This window comes from Streptomyces sp. NPDC020917, assembly GCF_044333795.1.
Lineage (GTDB): Bacteria > Actinomycetota > Actinomycetes > Streptomycetales > Streptomycetaceae > Actinacidiphila.
On the sequence record NZ_JBIRRR010000011.1, the window covers coordinates 65,483 to 84,381 of the forward strand.

Consider the following 18,899-nt stretch of genomic DNA (forward strand, 5'->3'; position numbering starts at 1 on the left):
CGCCGGACCCGGGCGCGGTCCGCGCCGTGCGCGGACCGGCGTTCAGCGCCCGCCGACCAGCACCTCGGCCGCGGCGACACCGGAGGCCGCCGTGGCACCGTGGGTGAAGATCTGCACCGCGCCGGGGGCGCCGGGGCCGGGCAGGCCCATCTCGACCACGATCGCGTCCGGCCGCGCGGCCGCGAGGTCGGCCAGCGCGGCACCCATCCACTTGTTGCGGGAGGCGTCGCGGACCACGACGACCATCGGCCGCCCTGAGGCCGGGGTCAGCGCGAACTCCTGCAGCACGGCGGGGCTGGCGGCCAGCTGCTGGTGGTGGACGCGTACGAACGTGGTCCCGGGCAGCCGCTCGCGCAGCGGCACCGCGACACCCCACGGGGTCTCCTTGCCGATGGCCAGGTTGGTCGTCGGGACCAGTTCGACGACGTGCGGCGGGGCGGACAGCGGCAGCACGTCCTGCGCGGCGCCGCTGAGCCTGATGGCGCGGCGGGCGGCGATGTAGCCGATGTCGCCGCTGACCGGGTTCACCGGGACGGCGCGGCCGATCCGGCTCGACCAGTCGGCGAGCGCGGCCACCCGCTCGGACGCCTCGACGAGCCTGTGCTCGGCGAGTTCACCGCCGGCCACGGCGCTTTCCAGGGCGTCGGCCAGGAGTTGCGCGGTGGCCTCGTCGGCGTTCTCGCCGCCCACGCAGACGGCGTCGGCACCGGCCGCGAGCGCCCGGACCGTGGCGCCCTCGATGCCGTAGCGGTCGGTGACCGCGCCCATCTCGATGGCGTCGGTGACGATCACGCCGTCGAAGCCGAGTTCCTTGCGGAGCAGGTCGTCCAGGATGCGGCGGCTGAGGGTGGCCGGCAGGTCCGGGTCGTAGGCGGGGACCAGGAGGTGGCCGCTCATCACGGCGCGCACGCCGGCCTCCAGCGCGGCACGGAACGGCGGCAGGGCCTGCGCGGCGATGTCCTCCAGGGTCGCGTCGTAGCTGGGCAGGCCGTGGTGGGAGTCGACGGCGACGTCGCCGTGCCCGGGGAAGTGCTTGGCGCAGGCGGCGACGCCGGCCGACTGCAGTCCGCTGACCCAGGCCGCGACGTGCCGGGAGACCAGGGCGGGGTCGATGCCGAAGGAGCGGACCCCGATGATCGGGTTGTCCGGGTTGGAGTTGACGTCCGCGCTGGGGGCGTAGTTGAGGCTCACGCCGGCCGCGTGCAGCTGGCGGCCGAGGTCGCGGGCCACGGATTCGGTCAGCTCGGTGTCGTCGACGGCGCCGAGGGCGAAGTTGCCCGGGCGGGTGGAGCCGGTGGCGGACTCCAGCCGGGTGACGTCGCCCGCCTCCTCGTCGATGGCGATGATCAACGACGGGTTCTCCGCGCGCAGTTGGGCCGCCAGTCGGGCGACCTGCTCGGGCGAGGCGATGTTGCGGGAGAAGAGCACCACGGATGACAGGCCGTCAGCGATGGCGCGCAGCACCCACTCCGGGGCCTCGGTTCCGACGAAGCCCGGCTGCAGGACGGAGAGCGCGAGCCGCCGCAACTCCTTGCTGTGCTTGCTGGAGGACATCGGCTGGGGGCCTTCCGGGTAGTGCCGAAGGAACGGTCGCACGGGTGAGCTGTGGTACAGACCAATCGATACTCGCCCAGCCTGATCGGCAGTGTCAAGAAGATCGCCTGCCGCACCGCGACGCGCACCGGCACACCCCTGCCGGCACCCTCGCCGGCACCGCTCGGCGCGCCGTCTTTCACGCCGCCCCCAACACCCAATAAGGGCAGGCGACTTGACCACCGGATCGGTTCACGGCGTTGGTTGACATCCGCCGTTGGTCTAGTCCAGCTTAGTGGGGCGCAAGTTCAGCAAGGGGTGCAGGTGACGCACTTCCGCCGGGGGACGATCATGCACGGGCAGCGGACTGCCCTGGTCAGCCATGGTTCGGCAACGTTGTCCGTCACCTTCCGTCAGCGCTCCTTCGCCGAATGCACCGACGCACCCCAGCACCACCGCAATCGTTGGAGCAACCGCATGGCGCCGAACCAGCACTATCTGCACCGGGCCCCGTCAGACGTCCCCTACTTCAGCTCGGACGCGGAGACCTATCTCGCCCGAACCCCACTGCGCGATCTGCAGAAGACGAAGGAACTCCGGGTGTTGACGCCGGAGGAGTTCGCGTTCTGGCAGACCTACGGATACGTCGTGGTGAAGGAGGCGATACCCGCCGAGTCCGCGGCCCGCCTGCTGGAGTTCACCTGGGACTTCCAGGGCCTGGACCCGTCCCGCCCCGAAACCTGGTACGACGACCGCGAGTTCAGGTCCGACCTGGACCGGGAACTGCACGTCTACGGATTCGTCGAGGCATACCACCACCAGCTGATCTGGGACAGCCGGCAGGCGCAGCGGGTCCACGGCGCGTTCGCCGACGTCTGGGACTGCGACGAGCTGTGGGTCTCCCTGGACCGGCTCAATCTCAACCCGCCCAACATCAAGAACCGCGACCGCGGGCTGATCACCCCCACCGAGCGGGGCTTCGACATCAACCTGCACTGGGACATCGACACCACGCTCGGGGTGCTGCCGCAGCGGGTGCAGGGCATCATCGCGCTCAACGACACCGAGGAGGAGCTCGGCGGTTTCCAGTGCTCGCCCGAGCTGTTCCGGCAGTTCGAGCGCTGGCGGGCGCTGCAGCCCGCCGACCGGGACCCGATCAGGCCGGCCGTCGACCGCGCCGAGTTCCCGGTGGTCCGCCCGCAGCTGGCGGCCGGCGACCTGCTCATCTGGAACGGCCTGCTGGCCCACGGGGTCGCGCCCAACACGTCCCAGGACGGCGTCCGGGCGGTCCAGTACCTGGCCATGATGCCGGCGCTGGAGTCGCACACCGCGCTGCGCCGCTCCCGGATCGACTCCTGGCGCACGCTGAGCACCCCGGAGTGGAACGCGACCCTGGTGGGCGACGCGACCCGCCACGAGTCGCTGCGCTACGGGCCGGCCGCCCTCACCGGCCTGGGCGAGCGGCTGCTCGGGCTGAAGTCGTGGCACGAGCAGGGCGACGCGACGCCGAGCGGAGAGCGGACATGCGCCGAATCTGCCTGACGCTGCCGACCAACCGGGCGTGCGCCGCGACGATCGCGGCCGTGGGAGAGGAAGCGGCCTACGCCGCACGGCGGTTCGGCGTCGAGGTCCACCTGCTCGTCCTGGACTCCTGCGACGCCCCCGAGTTCGCCGAGCACGCCCGCGCCGTCCGCGAACTGCCCGCCGTGCCGGGCGTGGTGGCGCACCACCTCGGCGAGGCCGAGCAGTGGGAGTTCCTGCGCCGCGTGGTCGACCTGGCCGGGGTGACCAAGCCCGAGCTGGTGCTCGACCTGATGCTGCCGGCCGCCGTGTCGTACGGCGCCTGCACCAACCGGGCGTTCCTCATCGCCGCGGCCCTGGGCTGCGCGTCGGTGCACCGCAGGGACTCCGACAGCCGGTACCAGTACGCCGGCGGCGAGCCGGTGTTCCCGATCCGGCACGAGCTGATGTCGCTCGGCAGACGGGCCGGCGACGCGGCGTGCGGGGTGGACGCGTCCGCGCTGGAGCCGGCCCACGCCGGCAAGCCGGTGGCCATGGTGGGCGCCTCGTTCATCGGCGAGATGTCGGTGGACATCGAGGAGATGCACCGGCTCGACCCGGACGTCTACCACGAGGTGGTCGGCCTGTGGGCGCCGGCGGACTGGTCCGCGCGGCAGAAGCACGAACTGGCCGCGGAGTCGTTCCGCGGCGCCGGCACCGAGCCGTTCACCCGCGACCACGCGCTGCTGGGCCATGTCGACCCGATGCGGGTCGACATGTGCAACATCGCCTTCCACCAGGTGCACGAGGACGTGCCGCTGCCGCCGGCGACCGACACCATCGGCAGCGACTACTTCCTGATCCACCTGGTCCACGACGCGACGCTGCCGGGCGTCCTGCACAACCGGCACATCGTGAACTACCACACCCCGGAACGCAGGACGGACGCCGGCTTCACCGCCTACCAGACGCGGTTCGCCAAGTTCCTCCTGTCGATGCTGTACTTCAACGCCGTCTACGCCGCGATGGCGGAGGCCGGCGACGCGCTGCTCGACGAGCGGAACCGGGTACGGGCCCCGATGGTCGCCGGCTTCGTGCGGGAGAGCACCGCGCTCGACCACACGGAGAACGTCGAGCGGCTCGACCGCCTGGACCGCTGCTACCGCGAACTCGGCGGCCGGTACGCGGAGTTCGCCGACCTGCTGGTCCCGCGGCGCGAGCGGCTGCTGGCCGAGGCCCAGCAGGACGCGGCCGACTTCGCCCTGCTGGTCGAGTCCTGGGCGGCGCTCGTCGAGGCGAGCCGGGGGACCGATCTCCACCTGGTCCAGCGGCGGCCCGGCTGATCCGCCGATGACGCACCACGACGCGGCCCTGCTGGCCGCCCTGGCCGCTGCCGACGAGGACCGGGTCGTCTTCGACCTCGCCGGCATCGAGGCCCGCCACGACAGCCTGCTGCGTGAACTCCCCGGCGTCGCCGTCCGTTTCGCCATGAAGGCGTGCCCCCTCGACGAGGTGGTCGCCTGCCTGGCGGAACGGGGCGCCGGGGCGGACGCGGCAAGCCCGAACGAGATCGCGCAGGCGATCGCCGCCGGAGTACCCGTGCAGCGGATCCACTACGGCAATCCCGTCAAGTCCGACCGCACCATCGCGCAGGCCCACCGGCTGGGCGTGCGGGACTTCGCCACCGACAGCGTGGAGGACGTGGCGGCGATCGCCCGCCACGCCCCCGGGTCGCGGGTGTTCTGCCGCCTGGCCACCGACGGGGCCGGGGCGCTGTGGGGCCTGAGCGAGAAGTTCGGCTGCTCGGCCGGCGACGCGGTCCGCGTGCTGCGCGCGGCCCGGCGGGCCGGCCTGACACCGTCCGGCCTGTCCGTCCACGTCGGCTCGCAGCAGATGACCCACGAGGCGTGGCAGCGCGCCTTCGAGCTGCTCACCGAGGTGCTGGAGGAACTGGCGGGGCAGGGCATCGCCCTCGACCACGTCAACCTGGGCGGCGGCCTGCCGGCGCTCGGCTACCTCGACCAGCACGGCCGGCCGCTCGACCCGCCGATCGACAAGATCTTCGCCGTGGTGCGGGAGGGCATGGAGCGGTGCGCGCAAGTGCCCGGCCACCGGCTGCGGTTCGTCATCGAGCCCGGGCGGCACCTCGTCGCCGACCACGGCGCGGTGCGGGCCCACGTCGCGCGCCTCACCACCCGGCGGGACGCCGGCGGGCGGCCGGTGCGCTGGCTGTACCTGAGCTGCGGGAAGTTCAACGGCCTGTACGAGATGGACGACGTGCGGTACCCGCTGGTCTTCCCCACCCACCCCGGCGGGCCGCGGGTGCCCGCCGTCGTCGCGGGACCGACCTGCGACAGCGCCGACACCCACACGCCCGGGCGGCCCCCGGTCCTCGTCCCCGAGGCGCTGGCGTCCGGTGACCCGGTGTGGGTGATGTCCAGCGGCGCCTATGCGGTCAGTTACATGTCCCAGGGGTTCAACGGCTTCGACCCGCTCCCCCACCGGTGCGTCCGCGGTGCGGGCGCAAGCCTGGGCGAGGGCTCCGGTACCGGCGGAAGTTTCGGTGAGGGCGGATGAGCCCCGACGTCCGCGTCCGGTCCATCGTCGAGGGCGACTGGCCGGGGATCGTCGCGCTGGAGGGCCGCGCCTACGCGCCGCTGGGGCTGTCGGAGGAGCCGTCCGCGCTGCGGTCCAGGGCCCGTTCGTCGCCGGCCACCTGCTTCGTGCTGGAGGCGGGCGGCCGGCTCGCCGGGTACCTGCTGGCGCTGCCCTACCCGGAGTCCGCGTACCCGGACCTGCGCCGCGGCGAGGTCACGGCGTTCCGGTCGCGCAACCTGCACCTGCACGACCTGGTGATCGCCGAGGACCTGCGCGGCCGGGGCCTGGGCCGGCGGCTCCTGCACCGCCTCGCGGCGACCGCACGGTCGTCGGGGTACGAGGAGATCTCGCTGGTGGCCGTCGGCGGCAGCGACGCCTTCTGGTCGGCGAACGGCTTCACCGCCCGTGCCACGCGGGTGCCGGCGCAGGGCTACGGCGTGAATCCGGTGTACATGTCCCGGGCGGTCCGCGCGGACCGGCCCGGCGACCCGCATCCGACCAGCGGTCCGCTGCGCGGGTGGTCATCACAACACGAGGTGGGCTGATACCGATGTTCCGCGTGCACGATCCCTTCCGCCGCGGCCAGTTGGCGATCGCGGCGCTGTTCTGCTCGCTGGGGTTCCAGTACGCGACCTGGGCGTCGCGGCTGCCCGCCATCAAGGCGCACCTCGGGCTGAGTTCGGCGGAGGTCGGCCTGCTGCTGATGGCCACCGGCGTGGGCGCGGCGGCCTCGTTCCCGCTGGTGGCGGTGCTGATGCGGCGGATCGGGTCGCGCCGGCTGTCGCTGGTGTCGGCGCTGTGCCTGGCGCTGCTGCTGTTCGCGATGGCCGCGGCACCGGACTACCCGGTGGCACTGTTGGTGATGGCGTGCGACGGCGTGCTGGTGGGCTGCCTCAACGTGGCGATGAACGCGCAGGGGGCGGCGCTGGAGGCCCGGCACGAGCGCAACGCCATGGCGCGGCTGCACGCCACGTTCAGCGCAGGTTCGCTGGGGGCGGCGCTGCTCGCCTCGGGCATGAACGCGCTGACGTCCACGGTGGCCGTGCACTTCGCGGTCGCCGCGGTGCTGCTCCTGCTGCTCCTCGGCTCCGCCAGGTCCGGCCTGCTGGCCGACGACCTGGCGGCTGCCGGGGAGAAGAAGGAGGCGGCGGGCAGGAAGCCCGGCGGGTGGGCGTTCCCGGCGGGGATGACGCTGTGGATGGGGCTGGCCATGGCGTTCGGCACGGTGACCGAGGGCGCCATGAACGACTGGTCGGCCCTGTACATGAAGGACGTGGCCAAGGCGTCGGCGGAGCTGGCGCCGATGGGCATCGCCGTCGTCTCGGTGATGATGGTGCTGGCCCGGCTGTTCGCCGACGGATGGCGCAGCCGCTGGGGCGACGGCCGGATCGTCCGGGCCGGCAGCGCCCTGGCCGGGGCGGGCCTGGCGCTCGCGCTGCTCAGCGGCGGTGTGGTCCCGGCGCTGCTCGGCTTCGCCTGCGTGGGGCTGGGCATCGCGGCGGTGACGCCGTGCGTCTACGTGGCCGCGGCCGGGCAGGGCTCGGACGCGCTGACGCTGGTCGCCACCATGGGCACCACCGGCCTGCTGGCCGGCCCGCCGGTGATCGGCTTCGTCGCCAACGCCAGCAGCCTGGTGTGGGGGCTGGCCGCGGTGGCCGGCTCCGCCTTCGTGGTCTCGTTGTGCAGCACGCGGATCCGCTGGACCGCGCCGGAACCGCAGGCCGCGGGAGAGCTGACGCACGAGCCGGCGTAGCTGCCGGCCGGGGCACGGGACGCCCGAGGAGGGAGTAAGAGGGAGCGGTAAGGCGGTCCGCGAAGGGCCGACGCGGCGGCATTCAGGCGCGCACCGATCCCGGGCCGCCCACTCTGCGGGTGGCCGGCTGCTCACTCTCCGGGGTGGCCGGCTCCCCGCAGCGCCCGCGCGCTCACTCCGTGGGGTGGCGGCATCCCGCTCGTGCCCGCGCGCTCACTCCGTGGGGTAGATGTCCCCTGCCGCCATCATGCTCTCCTGCTCGCAGTCGAACTCCAGCTGCCTGACCCGCTCCTGGAGGCGCCTGCGCTCCTCGGGGTCCTTGCTGCGCTCGGCGTCCGCCTCCAGCTCGACGGCCTGCTCGCGCATCTGCTGGAGGTGGCGGTGGGTGTCGCCTGTCGCGTTCATGATCGACCCTCGCTCCGTACCGGGAGACCTGCCCCCTACCAGCGAAACAGGCCGGGCCGCCGAGTGCCAACCGGCGGCGGGGGCGATGAGGCGGGGACGGACGCGGGCCGCCGGCCGGGCGAGGGTTGTTGCCCGGCTCCTGCCCCGCTGACAGGATCTTGGACATGCCCGCGTCTCCCACCGTACGAAGGACGGCCCGCGTATGAGGATCCTGGTACTGGGCGCCACCGGCCTGACCGGCACCCAGGTGGTGCGTCGCGCGTTGGGCGCCGGCCACGAGGTCACGGCGCTCGTCCGCGATCCGGCCCGGCTGGAGGTGAGCGGTGCCGCGCTGCGGGTGGCCGTGGGCGAGGTGACCCGCGACGTGGCGGCCGTGACCGCCGCGGCCGGGGGGTGCGACGCGGCGATCAGCGCGCTGGGTTCCGGCCGCAGCCTCAAGAGCGTCCTCGCACCGGCCGTGATGGCCGAGGCGATGCCGGTGATCGTGCGGGCGCTGGACGGCGCCGGCGTCACGCGCCTGGTGTTCCTGTCCTCGCTGGGCGTCGGCGACTCCTGGGCCCGCACGCCGGCGGCGCTCAAGGCGATGTACCGGCCCGCGTTGAGCCGGGTGTTCGCGGACAAGGCCGCCGGGGAGCGTGTGCTGCGCGCCAGCGACCTCGACTGGACCCTGGTCTGCCCGCCGCTGCTGAGCAACGGGCGCTACACCGGCCGCTACGCCGCGGGCACGGACCTCGAACTGAGCGGTGCGCCGCGGATCAGCCGCGCCGACGTCGCGGACTTCATGGTCGCGCAGACGGGGAGCGACGCCTTCAGCCGGTCCACCGTGTTCCTCGCGCCCAGGTAGCCGGCATGGACCGCTGGAACGCGATGGCTCAGGAGCTGGCACGTGTCGAGGGCGTCGTCGGTGTGTGCCTGGGCGGCAGCCGGGCGCGTGGCGCGCACCACCCGGGCTCCGACGTCGATCTGGGCCTGTACTACCGGGCCCCGCTGGACACCGCGGCACTGCGGCGGCTCGCGGCCGAACTGACCGGCGCCGAGGTCGAGGTGACCGAGCCGGGCGGCTGGGGGCCGTGGGTGGACGGCGGGGCGTGGCTGACCGTGGACGGGCAGGCCGTCGACTGGATCTACCGCGACCTCGACCGGGTGCGGCGGCTCTGGGAGCAGTGCGCGGCGGGCCGGTTCGAGATCGGCGTGCAGCCGGGGCACCCCCTGGGCGTCTACTCCCACGCGTACCTAGGGGAGTTGGCGATGGGCCGCGTCCTGGCCGATCCCCAGGGCGAGGTGCTGGCCCTCCAGGAGCAGGTGCACGTGTACCCGGAGGCGCTGCGCAGGGCGCTGCTCGACGCGCGTTGGGAGGCGGGGTTCATCGTCGCGGGCGCCCGCAAGGGCGCGGCGCGCGGTGACGCGTTCTTCGTGGCCGGCTGCCTGTTCCGCGCCGTCGGCGTGCTCGTCCACACCCTGCACGCACACGAGCGCCGCTGGGTGGTCAACGAGAAGGGCGCGGTCGCGTCGGCGGACCGACTGCCGTCCGCGCCACCGGACTTCGCGCTCCGCGCGCACGCCCTGTTCGCCACGGTCGGCACCTCCCCCGACGAGCTGACGGCCGCGCTCGACGCGGCGGACGAGCTGGTCGCCGAGGTCTGCGCGCGCGTGGAGGCATGACGCCGGCACCGTGCCGTCGACCGAGGGCCGTGCGCCCGGGAGTTGCGTCGAGGCGGCCCCGCTTTCGCCCCCGCAGCGCCCGCCGCGCAGACCACACGGATGGCTCGCCGCCGCGCGCCGGGCCGGCGTGCCGCCCCTGCGAGACTGCCGCCATGACCACCACGTCACGCCACATCAGCGTCTGGATCGACCGCCCCGCCGACGAGGTGTACGACTACGCCTGCCGCCCGGAGAACCTCCCGGCGTGGGCCGCGGGCCTCGGCAGCTCCGTGGAGGAGATCGACGGCACGTGGGTCGCCGACTCGCCCATGGGCCGCTGCGTCGTCCTCTTCGCCCCCCGCAACGAGTTCGGCGTCCTCGACCACGACGTCACCCTCCCCACCGGCGAGACCGTCCACAACCCCATGCGCGTCCTCCCCGACGCCCCCGGCAGCGAACTCGTCTTCACCCTCCGCCGCCGCCCCGGCGTCTCCGACGACGAGTTCGCCCGCGACGCCGCCGCGGTCACCGGCGACCTCGCCACCCTCAAACACCTCCTGGAGGGCGGGACCTGACCGCCCGGGCCCGCCTGCGCGGGCCCGGACGGCTCTCGTCAGGCCGGGAAGACGTTCTGGCCGGGGGCGAGGAGGTTGTGCGGGTCGTAGCGGTGCTTGGCGGTGGTGAAGGTGGGCCAGGTGCGGCCGTACTGGGCGCGCCAGTCGTCGGGGGTCATGGGGATGGTGCCCACGGGGTACTGGGTGCCGCCGGCGGCGCGGACGAGTTCGTACGCCTCGTGGTTGGCGGCGGTGCGCGCGGCGATGGCGTCGGGGTCGGCCGGGTCGAGGGTCCAGAGGACGGCCAGGAGGTAGGGGACCGGGTCGTCGGGGGTGCGCAGCAGCGGCGCGTGCAGGCGGGCGCCGGTCAGGGGGTAGAGCAGGACGACGCCGCCGGGGCCGACCTGCTGGCCGGCGAGCTGGTCGAGCAGGGTGCGGGCGAGGCCGGCGACCCGGTCACCGGGCAGCAGGAGGTTCAGCCAGGGGTGCGCCCAGGACCAGAGGCCGGCCTGCTCCAGGGCGGCGACGCCGCCGGCGAGCCGGTCGAGGAAGTCGAAGTAGCCGAGGGTCTCGGCGGTGACCGCCCCTGACCTGTCGTAGCGCAGGCCGGCCAGCAGCGCGGCGTCGTCCGGCTCGGGCCCGGCGGGCGGACCGTACGCGACGGCCTCCAGGACGTACCCGGTGAACGCGCCGTCCGCGTCGGGCGCGACCTCGCCCTCCACGTAGGCGAAACGATTGTCCGCGGCGAGCCGCCGCTGGTCGTCCACGAACGTGGCCAGGTCCGTGTACGGCAGCAGGAAGTGCCGCACCGAGGTGGGCGCCGTCACCAGCCGCAGCGTGGCCGACACGATGACCGCGCACTGGCCGAGCCCGGCCAGCACGGCCTGGAAGAGGTCGGCGCGGCGGGACGGCGAGCAGGTGACCAGGTCTCCCGCGCCGGTCACCACCTGGAGCTCCGTCACGTTGTCGACCTGCGCACCGTACAGGTGCGACTGCCCGCCGAGCCCGCCGACCGACAGCGTGCCGCCCACGGACAGTTCGAGGTAGTCGGTGAAGACCGGCGGCGTCAGGCCCTGGGCGAGGGTGGCGTGCACGACGGCGCTCCACACCGCGCCCGCGCCGACCGTCACGGTGCCGGTGCCCGCGGGGCCCGCGCAGACCGGGCCGATGCTGTTCAGCGGCGTGGTCTCGATGACGAGCCCGCCGTCCACCTGGGCCTGTCCGTTGGTGCCGTGGCCCTGGCCGCGCGCGGCGATCCGGATCCCGTGGGCGTTGCAGAACCGGACCATCGTCACGATGTCGGCGACGGACCCGGGCCGCAGCACGGCGCCCGGGCTGCGGTGCACGATGTGCCCGAAGTCGTCGGCGTCCGCGGCAAGGGAGGCCGGGTCGGTCAGCAACGTGCCGTCCAGCGAAGGGACATGGGCGAACGGGCCGCCGGACCCGTCCTTGGGGGCGGTCGTGCCGGTGACCCAGGAACGGGTCAGCGGGTCGAAGGCGATCACCCCCACCCCCGCGGCCAGGCCGTGCAGAACGTTTCTTCGGGTGGGCTGCGGCAACATGGGGTCCCCCTCCTCGGCAGGTCGCGACCTGACGGCGCGTCAGTTAGGCGGTACGGCGGCGGCACGGTGGGGCCGCGGCGCCGGAGACCAGCGTGATGCTACCGGCGTGCGGATCATGATGCAGCGTCATGTGCCCGATTGGCGCGGGCGCGTCGCGCCGCTACCTGGGGCGAGCGGCCGAACACGGGCCGGGGTGGGGCGGGCCGCGCAGGGGGACGGGCCTCGGCAAGCTCGTCCTGCGAAGGCGGTGCGGTACGGCGGAGGGCTGCCGCCACCCGGCACCCAGGGCGCGGGGCAGGGCCGGCCCACATCCGACGCGTTTGCCGAACCGGCAACAAATGTCGCCCGCGTCGTGCGCCGCGCCGCATGCTCGCTGTCGGAGCCGCACACCGCGCGGCAGGTCAACGGCCGCGCGGACGCGACGCCACCGCAGCAAGCAGCACGCCGACAACGCACCACCCCACACGTCGCCAGGCGCACACGAACCGAACCAACGGATCGCGGGGACCGACGGATCACGGACCGCCGGGACCTCGCCGCGCGACCGCACCCCCGGGAGGACCCATGCCCCAGCCCGCAGACCCGACCCGACAGGCCACGCACCGCCTGGTGCCGGGACCCGCCGGCCGCATCCACCTCGTGGAGCAGGGAACGGGACCGCTGGTGCTGCTCGTCCACGGGTTCCCCGAGTCCTGGTACTCCTGGCGCCGGCAGCTGCCGGCGCTGGCCGCGGCCGGCTACCGCGCGGCCGCCGTGGACGTCCGCGGCTACGGCCGCTCGTCCCGTCCGGCCGAGGTGTCCGCCTACCGGATGCGGGAGTTGGTGGCGGACGCGGCCGCCACCGTGCAGGGCCTGGGCGAGGAGACCGCGGTGATCGTGGGCCACGACTGGGGCGCGGGCATCGCCGCGAACTCCGCGCTGCTCCGGCCCGACGTGTTCCGCGCGGTCGGCATGCTGAGCGTGCCGTACACGCCGCGGGGCGGCCCGCGTCCCAGCGAGGTCTTCGCGCAGATGGCGGGCGACACAGGCGACGCGGACGGCGGCGGAGCCGGGGCCGCCGGGCCGGCGCCCGACGAGTTCTACGTCGGGTACTTCCAGGAGCCGGGACGCGCCGAGGCCGAGATCGAGCCGGACGTCCGCGGATGGCTCGCCGGGTTCTACGCCGCGCTGTCCGCCGACACGATGCCGGACTCCGGAGCCGCCGACCCGCACTTCGTCCGCCGGGGCGGGACGCTGCGCGAGCGGTTCCCCGCAGGCGTCCTGCCCGCCTGGCTCGGCGAGGACGAACTCGACGTCTACGCCGGGGAGTTCGAGCGCACCGGGATGTCGGGGGCGCTCAACAGGTACCGGAACATGGACCGCGACTGGGAGGACCTCGCCGACGTCGACGGCGCCCCGATCCCCCAGCCCTCGCTGTTCGCGGGCGGGTCGCGGGACGCCTCCACGATGTGGCTGGCCGACGCGATCGCGGCGTTCCCCGCGACCTTGCCGGGCCTGGTCTCCTCGCACGTCCTGGAAGGCTGCGGCCACTGGATCCAGCAGGAGCGCCCCGAGGAGCTGAACCGGCTGCTGGTCCGCTGGCTCGACGCCCTCCCCCGCTGACGCCGCGCGCACCCGGCGGCGCCCCGGGACCGGGACGCCGCCGGGTGCCTCCCGGGTCGGGAGGCCGGCGGGCTGACGTCGTGCACGGCGCAACGCCGCGCCGCCATTCTCCGCGCCGGCGGAGCCCACCGGTTCCTCACCCGTGCCCGTGCTGCTCCTCCGGCGCCCGGCGCGGCAGCAGCCCGACCGCGGGCAGGCACAGGGCGGCGACCGCGAGGACGATGACGAGGCTGATCGTCATGGCGTGCGCCTGGCCGCGTCCGGCGTTCTGGAAGAAGACCGACGTGACGGCGGCGGAGCCGATGCCGGCGGCGAGCTGCTGGACGGCGCTGAGCGAGCCGCTGGCGCTGCCGGCCTCGTCGGCGGCGATGTCGCCGAGCGCGATGTCGAAGATCGTGCCGTAGCAGGCGCCCATGCCCAGGCCGGTGAGGAAGACCGCGGGCGCCAGGGTCCACAGGCTCAGGCCGGTGCCGGAGTGTGCGACCAGGGTGAGGAGCCACCCGCAGCCGGCGAGCACGAGGATAAGGCCGACGCGGATGAGGGTGCGGCCGAGCCGCTTGATCAGCGCCATGCACGCGCCCGCCGAGACGATGATGCCCAGCGTCAGCGGCAGCAGGCCGAGCGCGGCGCCCCGCGGGCTGGCGTGCAGGGCGCCCTGCATGAACAGCGACAGCACGTAGACCAGTCCGCTGGTGGCGGCGAACACGGCGAGCCCGAGCAGCATGCCGGAGGTGAAGCCGCGGTTGCGCAGCAGCGTGGGCTTCAGGAGCGGCTGGGCCGCGGTGTTCTGGCGCCGGGCGAAGGCCGCGAAGAACAGCGCGCCCGCGGCGAGCGAGCCGATCGGCAGCGCGGTCCAGCCGTTGGTGGAGCCTTCGATCAGGCCGTAGAGCAGCCCGAACATGGCGGCCCCGAGCAGGCCGGAGCCGATGCCGTCGACGACGGTGTCCCGGCGGGCGTCGCGGTCGCGCGGCAGCAGCCGCAGCGCGAGGACCAGGCCCACCCCGCCGAGCAGCAGGTTGATCAGGAAGACCGGCCGCCAGGACAGGCCGGCGATGTCGGCGTGGATGACGAGTCCGGCGAGGATCGGCCCGCCGACCGAGGCCAGGCCGAGCAGCGGCCCGAACATGCCGAACGCCTTGCCGAGCATGTCCCGGGAGAACGTCCTGGTCATGATCGCCATGCCCTGCGGGATCAGCAGCGCGCCGAAGGCGCCCTGGGCGACACGCGCGACGATCAGCAGGCCGGGGTCGGGCGCGAGTCCGCACACGGCGGAGGCGGCGGTGAACCCGGCCATGCCCGTCAGGAACAGCCTGCGCTGCCCGAACTTGTCGCCGAGCCGGCCGCCGACCACCAGCAGCACGCCCATGGCCAGGGCGTAGGACGAGCCGAGCCACTTGACGAGGCCCTGGCCGCCGCCGAGGTCCGCGGCGACGGTCGGCGCGGCGATGGTGGTCACCGTCGAGTCGATCATGTCGAGCGCGTCGGCGAGCAGCACCAGCGCCAGGATCGCCCACATCAGGCGGGTGGACGGAGGCGTGGCCGGGGCTGCGTCGCCGCCTGCCGGGGTGGGCGGCGGGGCCGTCGGGGCGTGGGCCTGCGGCTGCGCCCCGGGCTGCTGCGGCGGGTGCGTCGTGGCATCCATGGCGGGCTCCTTCCGTGCGGGCGGGTGCCGGACCGGGCGGGCCGGCTCCCCCAGCATAAACAGAGTCACTCCATTTTCATAATCACTCTACTTTCGTAGCGGTCTCGGGATCGGACTACGATCGGGGCATGACGACTCAGCGTGCGGTGGACGCGGCGGACCCGGCCGCGGGGATGGGGCGGCGCGAGCGCAAGAAGGCCCGGACCCGGCAGGCGCTGGCCGAGGCGGCGCTGCGGCTGTTCACCGAGCGCGGCTACGACCAGGTGACCGTCGCGCAGATCGCCGAGGAGGCGGACGTCGCTGTCGCCACGCTGTTCAAGCACGTGCCGGACGGCAAGGAGGCGCTGATCTTCGACGACGGCGTCGAGCGGCGCGAGGGCCTGGTGGCGGCCGTGCGGGAGCGGCCGGAGGGGCAGTCGATCATCACGGCACTGCGCGCGTTCATCGGCGGCCGCGGTCCCTTCATGGCCGACCCCTCGCCGGAGTTCCGGCGCAGGACCGCGCTGATCACCGGCACGCCGGCGCTGCGCGACCACTCCCGCAAGCTGTGGATCGCCAGCGAGGACGCGCTGGCCGAGGCGGTGGCCGCCGAGTCCGGCCGGGACCCGGCCGACATGACCGTGCGCGCGCTGGTCCGGTACGCCCTGGAGGTCCCCGACCTGGCCGGCACGGCCGCCGACCCGCGTGCCGCCATGGACGCCGTCTTCGACCTGCTCGAAGCCGGCTGGCCCGGCCCCTGATCCCGCGGGTACGGAGCGCGGCCCCCGCCCGTTCCCGGGCGGGGGCCGCGCTCCTGCGGTCGTGCGGGGCCGTCAGCCCACGTGGAAGTGCCAGGTCCCGGAGCCGACGCGGTACGCGGCCCCGGCGTCCCCGCCGACCCGGACCGCACCGGCCGGTGCCTGCACCGTGCCGCCGCTGACGGCGGCGGGCAGCCGCACTTCGGCGGTGGTGTTGGCGGGCAGCGTCACGGTCAGGTCGAAGGACGTGCCGTCGTGCACCCACGCGCTGCCGATCCGGCCGCGCACGGTGTCCTGCGTGACCGAGACCCGGCCGAGCCCGGCCGGCACCTGCGGGGCGATGGTGACGTCGCGGTAGCCGGCGGCGGCCGGCTGGATGCCGCCGAACACGGTGTACAGGGAGGCGTTGATGCCGCCGAACATCGCGTGGTCGTGCGTCTCCATGCCGGAGCTGTACAGCCACTCCTCCCACGACGACGTCGCGTTGTGGGCGATCTCGAACCCGAACCCGGGGTAGTCGGTCTTGTCGAGCACGGTCATCGCGACGTCGGTGCGCCCGATCGCGGCGAGCGCGTCGACGAGGTAGCGGGTGCCGAAGATGCCGGTGTCCAGGTGGCCGCCGTTGGTGGCGGTGATCGTGTGGACCAGCTGGGCGCCGACCGCGGCGACCTTGTCCTGCGGCACCATGCCGAAGGCCAGCGGCAGGATGCTCGTCACCTGGCGGCCGTCGCCGTAGGTGTCGCCCGCACTGTTCAGGAAGTGCGCGTTGAACGCCTGCTTGATGTCCCCGGCGAGAGCGGCGTAGTGCGTCGCGTCGTCGCCGTGGCCCAGCGCCCGGGCGGCCTTGGCGACGTCGGCCGCCTGCAGGTAGGACAGCGCGGTGTTGACCAGCGACACCTCGCTGAAGCAGCTGCCCGCGCCGGGGCTGCCCATCCCGTCGTTGGTGCCGGGGCCGTAGTAGGGCGGGCACCAGTCGCCGAATCCGCGGTTGTCGGGCCAGATGTGTCCGGGCACGCCGGTGGCGTTGGCGTCGACGAACGTGCGCATCGCGGGGTAGGCGGATTCGAGCGCGGCCCGGTCGCCGTACTGCTCGTACAGCGTCCAGGCCAGGGAGATCTGGTCGCCGCCCATGTCGGGCTGCTGGGCGTTGCCGGCGTCGTTGGGCAGCGCGGTGCCGGGCGGCATGTCCTGGAGGTACTTGGCGTAGAAGCCGTCCATGCCGAACTCCCGTACCGCGGCGTCGTGGTACGCCTGCACATCCATGCCGGGCGGGGTCCGCTCGTCGCGCACGGGGTTGTCGGTGGGGGTGCTCATCGAGTTGTTGAGCATGCTCCAGCGGTTGTTCTGCCAGATCTGGTTCAGCAGCGGGTCGGAGGAGTCGAAGGTGCCGGTGGAGGCGACGTCGGCGTGGACGACGCGCCCGGTGACGTCGGCCGCGGTCGGGGTGCCGGGGTAGCCGGTGACCTCCAGGTAGCGGAACCCGTGGTAGGTGAACCGGGGTTCGTAGGTCTCGGTGCTGCCGGTGCCGGCCAGCACGAAGGTGTCGGTGGAGGCGGCGTTGCGGTTGGTGGTGGTGTCCAGGGTTCCGTCGGAGGAGAGTTCCTCGGCGGTGCGCAGGGTGATGGCCGTGCCCGCGGGCCCGCGGGCACCGATCCGCTCCCAGCCGGCGAAGTTCTGCCCGAAGTCGTAGACGTAGGTGCCGGCTCGCGGCTGGGTGACCTTCACCGGGCGCAGGTCCTGGACCACCTTGACCGGCGGCAGGGTGCCGGCCACCAGGCTGCTGCTCGGCGCGGCGGCGGTGGTGACCGGGTGCCAGGTGGAGCCGTCGAACGACGCGGTGTCCCAGCCCTGTTGGACCGCGCGGGCGTCGTACACCTCGCCGTCGTACAGGTCGTCGGAGAGGATCGGGCCGGTGGACCAGGTCCACGACGGGTCGGTGGTGACGGTGGCCTGCGTGCCGTCGGCGTAGGTGACGCGGATCAGCATGATCGCCTGCGGCGGGCCGGACCAGCGGAAGCCGTACGGGCTGAAGTGCGGGCCGTAGCCGGTCCCGAGCCAGATGCCGACGGCGTTGCCGCCCTGCCGCAGCGCCGACGTGACGTCGTAGGTGTCGTACAGGTTCCGCTGCGTGTAGGGCGTGTTGGCGGGGGCGAGCACGTGGTCGCCGACCTTGGCGCCGTTCAGGTGGAGTTCGTACAGGCCCAGGCCGTAGACGTAGGCGCGGGCGCTGGCGATCCTCCCCTTCAGCGTGAAGGTCTTGCGCAGCATGGGCGCGGCGGCGTCGCGGTCGAGCAGGGTGGGGTCGCCGGTGGGCTCCAGCTGGCCGCCGGTGACGGCCGTGCCGGGGAACGACGGATCGGGCGACGTCGAGAAGTCGTCGCTGAACAGGGTGGATCCGTCCAGGCCGTGCACGGTGAGGTTGTCGTAGAGGCTGTCCTCCTGCCGGCCCGCCGTGGTGGACTGGCGGAACCCGATGGTGCCGCTGGTCAGCGAGGTGTCGGTGAGGGTGTCCACCTGGGTGCCGTCGATCCAGGTGGTGATGGTGCTGCCGTCGGCGACGATCCGCAGGTGGTGCCGGTCACCGGCGTTGGCGGGAGTGAGGACCGGGCTGAGGTCGACCTCCTTGAGAGTGGTGAACCGCCCGCCCAGGTTCACGTGCGGCCGCAGCATGACCTTGCCGGGCGAACTGGCCGTGTTGATCTGCCACATGTAGTAGTCGGAGGCGTCCTTGGCGCGGAAGACCACGCCGGCGGCCGCGTACTTGACGGTGAAGTCCGTGTCGAGCGCGAAGTCCGACCACGTCGAGGTGCCGCTGCGGTCCGGCGTGATCCACTGGGCGCCCTGCCAGTCGGCCGGACCGGCGAGGGCGGTGTCCCAGGTGGCCGCGGGGCTCCAGTCGGACGTCTCGCCGTGGTTGTCCCAGACGCGCACCTTCCAGTAGTAGCGGTGGCCGGAGGCCAGCCGGGGGCCGCCGTAGGGCACCCGGACCGACTCGCCGGAGGCGACCTTCCCGCTGTTCCAGACGTCGGCGTGGCCGGGCGACAGCAGTGAGGCGCTGCCGGCGACCAGGATCTGGTACGCGGTCTGGGCCTCGTCGCTGCGCCGCGACGTCATCTGCCAGCCCAGGCCGGGGGTCTGGCTGGTGACGGCGAGCGGGTCGGGGGTGCCGTCGACGACCGGGTTGAGCACGGTGAGCCCGCCGGGGTCGGCGTGGGCGGGCGGTGCGGTCAGCAGCGCCGCCGCCAGCACCGGCACGGCCGCCAGGAGGGCGGCGGCCCTGCGGCGCAGGAGCGGAGGACGGGATCCTGGCATCGGTAGTGCTGCCTTTCTACGGGGAGGTCGGGGGTGCCGGGTGCCGTGCGGCGGCCTGCG

The 18,899-nt window shown here is 73.8% G+C and carries 15 protein-coding genes; 10 read left to right on the plus strand and 5 right to left on the minus strand.

Features of this window, described 5'->3' with window-relative positions; all coding sequences use genetic code 11:
- Window positions 1-42 precede the first annotated feature (42 nt).
- Complete coding sequence (locus tag ACH4TG_RS23355; RefSeq protein WP_398244385.1) at window positions 43-1,554, minus strand: glycoside hydrolase family 3 protein; 1,512 nt, start codon at window positions 1,552-1,554, stop codon at window positions 43-45.
- Window positions 1,555-2,010: 456 nt separating this feature from the next.
- Between ACH4TG_RS23355 and ACH4TG_RS23360 the strand changes: the two genes are divergently transcribed.
- The 5 genes from ACH4TG_RS23360 to ACH4TG_RS23380 are packed head-to-tail and all read left to right on the plus strand — an operon-like array spanning window position 2,011 to window position 7,384.
- On the plus strand, window positions 2,011-3,075 hold the full coding sequence (locus ACH4TG_RS23360; protein ID WP_398244386.1) for a phytanoyl-CoA dioxygenase family protein: 1,065 nt from the start codon (window positions 2,011-2,013) through the stop codon (window positions 3,073-3,075).
- Window positions 3,057-4,376 (plus strand): DUF6271 family protein, encoded by a 1,320-nt coding sequence (locus ACH4TG_RS23365; RefSeq protein WP_398244387.1) that lies wholly within the window; start codon window positions 3,057-3,059, stop codon window positions 4,374-4,376. Before ACH4TG_RS23360 ends, ACH4TG_RS23365 begins: the two co-directional genes overlap by 19 nt.
- A 7-nt stretch (window positions 4,377-4,383) precedes the next feature.
- Window positions 4,384-5,610, plus strand: coding sequence for a type III PLP-dependent enzyme (locus ACH4TG_RS23370; protein ID WP_398244388.1), 1,227 nt, complete (start codon window positions 4,384-4,386; stop codon window positions 5,608-5,610).
- Entirely contained in the window at window positions 5,607-6,176 is a 570-nt protein-coding gene (locus ACH4TG_RS23375; protein WP_398244389.1) for a GNAT family N-acetyltransferase, read from the plus strand. Before ACH4TG_RS23370 ends, ACH4TG_RS23375 begins: the two co-directional genes overlap by 4 nt.
- Window positions 6,177-6,181: 5 nt before the next feature.
- Window positions 6,182-7,384: an MFS transporter gene (locus ACH4TG_RS23380; RefSeq protein ID WP_398244390.1), complete on the plus strand. Its 1,203-nt coding sequence runs from the start codon at window positions 6,182-6,184 to the stop codon at window positions 7,382-7,384.
- A 213-nt stretch (window positions 7,385-7,597) separates the two neighbouring features.
- Here the strand turns inward: ACH4TG_RS23380 and ACH4TG_RS23385 are convergent, their stop codons facing one another.
- Complete coding sequence (locus ACH4TG_RS23385; protein ID WP_398244391.1) at window positions 7,598-7,789, minus strand: DUF6381 family protein; 192 nt, start codon at window positions 7,787-7,789, stop codon at window positions 7,598-7,600.
- Between the two features lie 202 nt (window positions 7,790-7,991).
- On the opposite strand from ACH4TG_RS23385, the gene ACH4TG_RS23390 reads away from it, so the two are divergent.
- The 3 genes from ACH4TG_RS23390 (at window position 7,992) to ACH4TG_RS23400 (ending at window position 10,005) form a co-directional block, all read left to right on the plus strand.
- Complete coding sequence (locus ACH4TG_RS23390; RefSeq protein WP_398244392.1) at window positions 7,992-8,633, plus strand: NAD(P)-dependent oxidoreductase; 642 nt, start codon at window positions 7,992-7,994, stop codon at window positions 8,631-8,633.
- A 5-nt stretch (window positions 8,634-8,638) separates the two neighbouring features.
- On the plus strand, window positions 8,639-9,451 hold the full coding sequence (locus tag ACH4TG_RS23395; protein WP_398244393.1) for a nucleotidyltransferase domain-containing protein: 813 nt from the start codon (window positions 8,639-8,641) through the stop codon (window positions 9,449-9,451).
- 152 nt (window positions 9,452-9,603) lie between these two features.
- Window positions 9,604-10,005: an SRPBCC family protein gene (locus ACH4TG_RS23400; protein ID WP_398244394.1), complete on the plus strand. Its 402-nt coding sequence runs from the start codon at window positions 9,604-9,606 to the stop codon at window positions 10,003-10,005.
- A gap of 38 nt (window positions 10,006-10,043) precedes the next feature.
- On the opposite strand, the gene ACH4TG_RS23405 is transcribed toward ACH4TG_RS23400, so the two are convergent.
- Window positions 10,044-11,546 carry an FAD-binding protein gene (locus ACH4TG_RS23405; protein ID WP_398244395.1) on the minus strand — a complete coding sequence of 501 codons (1,503 nt, stop codon included), beginning with the start codon at window positions 11,544-11,546 and terminating at the stop codon, window positions 10,044-10,046.
- 564 nt (window positions 11,547-12,110) lie between these two features.
- Between ACH4TG_RS23405 and ACH4TG_RS23410 the strand changes: the two genes are divergently transcribed.
- Complete coding sequence (locus tag ACH4TG_RS23410) at window positions 12,111-13,148, plus strand: alpha/beta fold hydrolase (protein WP_398244396.1); 1,038 nt, start codon at window positions 12,111-12,113, stop codon at window positions 13,146-13,148.
- 136 nt (window positions 13,149-13,284) lie between these two features.
- On the opposite strand, the gene ACH4TG_RS23415 is transcribed toward ACH4TG_RS23410, so the two are convergent.
- Entirely contained in the window at window positions 13,285-14,790 is a 1,506-nt protein-coding gene (locus tag ACH4TG_RS23415; RefSeq protein WP_398244397.1) for an MFS transporter, read from the minus strand.
- 128 nt (window positions 14,791-14,918) lie between these two features.
- Here ACH4TG_RS23415 and ACH4TG_RS23420 point away from each other — a divergent pair, with 128 nt between their 5' ends.
- The gene (locus ACH4TG_RS23420) at window positions 14,919-15,530 is read left to right on the plus strand and encodes a TetR/AcrR family transcriptional regulator (protein WP_398244398.1); all 612 of its coding nucleotides are present in this window, start codon (window positions 14,919-14,921) and stop codon (window positions 15,528-15,530) included.
- A gap of 72 nt (window positions 15,531-15,602) precedes the next feature.
- On the opposite strand, the gene ACH4TG_RS23425 is transcribed toward ACH4TG_RS23420, so the two are convergent.
- Window positions 15,603-18,839, minus strand: a complete 3,237-nt coding sequence (locus ACH4TG_RS23425) for a family 78 glycoside hydrolase catalytic domain (protein ID WP_398244399.1) — start codon at window positions 18,837-18,839, stop codon at window positions 15,603-15,605.
- Window positions 18,840-18,899: the final 60 nt, after the last annotated feature.